Below are 5275 nucleotides of genomic sequence, written 5' to 3' on the forward strand. Positions count from 1 at the left end.
GGCCATGCCCGGCCCGCAATGCAGCAGCGTCGCCGCCGGCTTGTCGGCCATGCGCGCATAGCCGTCGGCCGCGCCGGTTACCACGCCCTCGAACAGCCCCAGAACGCAGCGCATTTCCGGCTTGCGGTCGAGCGCCGCGACGAAATGCATTTCGGATGTGCCGGGATTGGCGAAACAGACATCCACGCCGTTGACGAGCAGCGTGTCGCAGAGGCGGTCGGCACCGTTCATTCGGAGTATCCTACGGAAAAGAATGGAAGGGTCGTCAAAGGGACGCACAGGGGAGGGGATGTTCCCGATCCTGTCAAACGAGAGAATGTCATCACTGTCCCTAGCCCGGGTGATCGACGGGTTGACGGATTTGCATATGCATTTAACCTCCGCTGGAACGAAGGTTGCATCCGGCTGCGCCATGCGCTGCGATGGGCTCCGGCCCTCGGCCAGCGGGTTGGACATCACAACAGGGGAAGGGTTTCGTCATGACGGGTTTGAAGCGTTGGGGAACGGCAGCGGGTCTCGGCCTCGCGGCAGCGCTGGTCGCCGGTGGTGCGCAGGCGCAGACCAAGGTCAATATCGGCATCTCGGGCTGGACCGGATTCGCGCCGCTGACACTGGCCAAGGAGGCCGGCATCTTCGCGAAGAACGGCCTCGACGTCACGATCAAGAAGATCCCGCAGAAGGACCGCCACCTCGCCATCGCGTCGGGCGACATCCAGTGCGCGGCGACGACGGTCGAGACCTGGATCGTCTGGGACGGTGCGGGCGTGAAGACGAAGCAGATCTTCCAACTCGACAAGAGCTACGGTGCGGACGGCATGGTGACGCGCAACGCCACCGCTTCGATCAAGGATCTCAAGGGCAAAACGGTCGCCGCCTCGGCGCCCGGCACCTCGCCCTATTTCGCACTCGCCTGGTTCCTCAACGAGAACGGCATGTCCGTGAAGGATGTGACCGTGGTCAACATGGAACCCGGCCCCGCCGCGCAGGCCTTCATCGCCGGCCAGAACGACGCCGCCATGACCTATGAGCCCTATCTCTCGGCGGTGCGCGACAAGCCCGACGCCGGCAAGATCATCGCCACCACGCTCGACTATCCGATGGTGATGGACACCTTCGGCTGCACCCCGGCCTTCCTTGCCGCCAATGACGCGGCCGCCGCGGCTCTGACGAAGAGCTATTTCGAGGCGCTCGACATGATCGCCAAGGAGAAGGACAAGGCCTTCGGCATCATGGGCGCCGACGTGAAGCAGTCCGGCGAGCAGTTCGGCAAGTCTGCCGCCTTTTTGAAATGGTCGGACGCGGCCGGCAACAAGGCCTTCTTCTCGGGCGAATGGCAGGCCTTTTCTGCCAAGGCGGCCGACCTGCTGCTGGAGATCGGCCTGATCAAGTCCAAGCCCGACCTCGCCAGCCTCGTCGAGACGAAATACGTCGCCGGCAAGTGAGCTGACCCTCATGCCCGGGCCCGACCCGGGCATCCCTGTCCCAACCCCTCGACGTCATCCCGGACGCAGCGAAGCGGAGATCCGGGATCCATGCCTGAACCGTTCAGGCCTGGATCCCGGGTCTCCCTGCGGTCGCCCGGGATGACGCAGCGGATCATCACCCGATGAAACCCCTTCAGCCGGTCTCTGCGCCCGCCCGCATCGGCTATGGCGTTGCCTTCTTCGCGCTGTTCGTGGCGCTGTGGTCGGTCGCGACTTTCGGCGGCTATGTCCAGAAGCTGTTCCTGGCCGACCCGCTCACGATGGTCCAGGAGGGCTACAACCTTCTCGTCCTGTATGGATTCGCCTTCGACATCGGCATGACGATCTGGCGTGTCGTCGGCGGCTTCGTGCTGGCGGCTCTCGTCGCCCTGCCGCTGGGCATCGCCATGGGCGCCTACAAGCCGGTCGAGGCCTTCCTCGAGCCCTTCGTTTCCTTCGCGCGCTATCTTCCGGCCTCGGCCTTCATTCCCCTCCTGATCCTCTGGGCCGGCATCGGCGAGGCGCAGAAGCTGCTCGTCATCTTCATCGGCTCGGTCTTCCAGCTCATCCTGATGATCGCGGTGGCGGTCGGCTCAATCCGGCGCGACCTTGTCGACGCCGCCTATACGCTGGGCGCGACCGACACCTCGGTCGTGCGCCGCGTGCTGTTGCCGAATGCGGCGCCGGAGATCGCCGAGATCTTCCGCCTCGTGCTCGGCTGGGCCTGGACCTATGTCATCGTCGCCGAACTGATCGGCTCGTCCTCCGGCATCGGCCACATGATCACCGACAGCCAGGCGCTGCTGAACACCGGCCAGATCATCTTCGGCATCATCGTCATCGGCCTGATCGGCCTGGTCTCGGATTTCCTCTTCAAGGCGGTCAACCAGCGCCTGTTTCCCTGGGCGCAGAGATAGTCGGTCGCGAAGATGAGCAAGCTCCTCGTCGAGAATGTCGGGAAAGTCTTCCCGCCACAGCGTGGCGGGCAGCCGACGCGCGCCCTGATGCCGACCTCGCTTAGCGTCGGCGACAACGATTTCATCGCCATTCTCGGGCCCTCGGGCTGCGGCAAGTCCACGCTCCTGCGCATCATCGGCGGGCTCGAGACGGCCAGCGAAGGCCGCATCATGCTCGACGGCGCGGCGGTGACCGGACCGGGCGCCGACCGCGGCTTCGTCTTCCAGAGCTACACGCTCTTCCCCTGGCTGACCGTCGTCCAGAACATCGCCTTCGGTCTGCGAGAGAAGGGAATTTCCGAGCGCGAGCGGCTCGACATCGCCCGTCGCTGGGCCGAGCGGGTCGGGCTGTCGAGCTTCGTCGACCATTTCCCCAAGCAGCTGTCGGGCGGCATGCAGCAGCGCACCGCGATTGCCCGCGCGCTGGCCAACGACCCGAAGATCCTGCTGCTGGACGAGCCTTTCGGGGCCCTCGACAACCAGACGCGGGCCTTGATGCAGGAAATGCTGCTCGGCATCTGGGAGCGCGAACGCAAGACCGTGCTCTTTGTCACCCATGACATCGAGGAGGCGATCTTCGTCGGCTCGCGCGTCGTGGTCATGAGCGCCAGGCCCGGCCGCATCAAGGCCGACATCCCCGTCGATCTGCCGCATCCGCGGCCCTATACGATCAAGACGAGCCCCGAATTCGTCGCGCTGAAGGAACGGCTCGTCGAGGAGATCCGCGCCGAGGTGATGGCCGCTGACCAGTAGGGAGCCGGGCGTCGGCGGACCGTCGGACCTGGCCCGAGCGCGTGTGGCGCCATCGCTGAGGGCGCCGTCCGCCCCGGCGATTGACACCCGGCCGCGCAGGTGCTTGTCTCTGCGTCAATTGGCCTGACCACATGGCCAAAGCGAGCTTCCCGTCAGAGGAGGCCGGGGACGGAAACCGGGAGCAGACAGTGCCGCTCGAAGCTGTCGAGTCGCCACGCCTTTATCGACAGATCGCCGACCAGCTCCGCCATCTCATCGATCGGCACGAGTATCCGGCGGGCGCCCGGCTGCCGCCGGAGCGCGAACTGGCGGAAAAGCTGGGCGTGTCCCGTCCGTCGGTCCGCGAAGCCCTGATCGCGCTGGAGGTCGAGGGGCGGGTCCGGATCCGCATGGGGTCGGGCGTCTATGTCATCGACAAGCCTGCCGGTCTGCCTGCTCTGGCGACGCTGGCCGACGAAGCCCCGGAGGGGCCCTTCGAGGTGCTCAAGGCGCGTGAGCTGATCGAGAGTGCCGTCTGCGCGGAGGCAGGGTCACAGGCCGGTCCCCGTGATGTCGCGGGTCTCGACGACATTCTCGCGCAGATGGAGAATCCCGAACTCACTGGCGACGACCTCGTGTCGCTCGATCGGGCTTTCCACGTCGCGATCGCCTCCATCCTCGGCAACGCCGTGCTGGCGCGTTTCGTGGGCATGCTCTTCGACCAGCGCATCAACCCTTATTTCCGGCAGCTCGCGAGCTATTTCGAGAATGCCGATTCCTGGCGCGAGGCCGTGGCGGAGCATCGCGCGATTCGCGACGCGATCGCCGGAGGGCGCGGCGAGGCTGCGCAGACGGCGATGCGGCGGCATCTGCAGCGCTCGCAGGAGCGGTTCTCACAAAGCTTCGGGGAAGGGCCCGCTCCGGCGGGGCCGATACGGCGGGATGGCGTGCAGACGGGCACGCGGCAAGGCAGGCGGGAAAGCGTCGTGACCCGCCTCGTCAGGAAGAACTGACGCGCGAACACGACGACAACAAGAAGACTGAAACGACCAAGGCAACGAGAGCGATCCCACGGGAGGGACCACCATGATTAAGACCTATCTGACGATGGCGGCGATGGCCGCGAGCCTGATCGCCGTCGGCGCGCCGGCCCAGGCCCAGACCAAGCTAAAATGGGCCCATGTCTACGAAACCTCGGAGCCCTTCCACACCGAATCGGTCTGGGCGGCGGACGAGTTCAAGAAGCGCACCAATGGCCGCTACGAAATCACCGTCTTTCCGGCCTCGCAACTCGGCAAGGAAACCGACATTAATCAGGGCCTGACGCTGGGCACGGTGGACATCATCATCTCGGGCTCGAGCTTCGCCGCGCGCTCCTTCGCGCCGATCGGGGTGACCTACTACCCCTTCACCTTCCGCAGCCCGGAGCATCTGCTCGCCTATACCAAGAGCGATGTCTTCACCGACATGGCGAAGGGCTACCAGGAGAAGACCGGTCACCAGATCGTTTCGGTGACCTATTACGGCACGCGCCACACGACCTCGAACAAGCCGATCAAGAGCTGCGCCGACATGAAGGGGCTCAAGATCCGCGTGCCCGACGTGCCGGCCTATCTCGCCATGCCGCGTGCCTGCGGCGCCAACACCGCGCCGATCGCTTTCGCCGAGGTCTATCTCGCGCTGCAGAACGGCACCGTCGAGGCGCAGGAGAACCCGCTGACCACGATCGAGGCGAAGAAGTTCTATGAGGTCCAGAAGCACATCGTCCTGACCGGCCACATCGTCGACCACCTCAACACGGTCGTCGCCAAGCAGCTCTGGGACAAGCTCTCGCCCGAGGATCGCAAGATCTTCAGCGAAGTCGCGCAGGAGGCCTCCGCGCGGGCGACCAAGAAGATCCAGGCCGACGAGGTCAAGCTCGTCCAGTTCTTCAAGGATAAGGGCCTGACCGTGACCGAGGTCGACAAGGCGGACTTCCTCGCCAACGTGCAGAAGAACGTCACCTTCGAGCAGTTCGGCTACCGCAAGGCCGACTGGGAACGCATCCAGGCGATCAAGGACGGCTCGGGTTCCTGAGCCGTAAACCCTCGGTCGTTCACCAATCATGGTCGGGCTTGTCCCGAC

Annotated in this window: 6 protein-coding genes; 5 read left to right on the forward strand and 1 reads right to left on the reverse strand. The window is 65.1% G+C overall.

Annotation, left to right across the window (positions count from 1 at the left end):
- Positions 1-231: thiamine pyrophosphate-binding protein (locus Q8M82_RS13335; RefSeq protein ID WP_305691830.1), on the reverse strand; the 231-nt coding region annotated here is incomplete at its 3' end.
- Positions 232-479: 248 nt separating this feature from the next.
- Here Q8M82_RS13335 and Q8M82_RS13340 point away from each other — a divergent pair.
- The 5 genes from Q8M82_RS13340 (at position 480) to Q8M82_RS13360 (ending at position 5227) form a co-directional block, all read left to right on the forward strand.
- Positions 480-1442, forward strand: a complete 963-nt coding sequence (locus Q8M82_RS13340) for an ABC transporter substrate-binding protein (protein WP_305691831.1) — start codon at positions 480-482, stop codon at positions 1440-1442.
- Between the two features lie 164 nt (positions 1443-1606).
- A complete protein-coding gene (locus tag Q8M82_RS13345) occupies positions 1607-2380 on the forward strand; it encodes an ABC transporter permease (RefSeq protein WP_305691832.1) in 774 nt (257 codons plus the stop codon).
- Between the two features lie 12 nt (positions 2381-2392).
- Complete coding sequence (locus Q8M82_RS13350) at positions 2393-3172, forward strand: ABC transporter ATP-binding protein (RefSeq protein ID WP_305691833.1); 780 nt, start codon at positions 2393-2395, stop codon at positions 3170-3172.
- Positions 3173-3360: 188 nt separating this feature from the next.
- Positions 3361-4164, forward strand: a complete 804-nt coding sequence (locus Q8M82_RS13355; RefSeq protein WP_305691834.1) for a FadR/GntR family transcriptional regulator — start codon at positions 3361-3363, stop codon at positions 4162-4164.
- Between the two features lie 73 nt (positions 4165-4237).
- On the forward strand, positions 4238-5227 hold the full coding sequence (locus Q8M82_RS13360; protein WP_305691835.1) for a sialic acid TRAP transporter substrate-binding protein SiaP: 990 nt from the start codon (positions 4238-4240) through the stop codon (positions 5225-5227).
- Positions 5228-5275: the final 48 nt, after the last annotated feature.

The sequence above is a fragment of the Allobosea sp. genome (assembly GCF_030694325.1).
GTDB lineage: Bacteria > Pseudomonadota > Alphaproteobacteria > Rhizobiales > Beijerinckiaceae > Allobosea.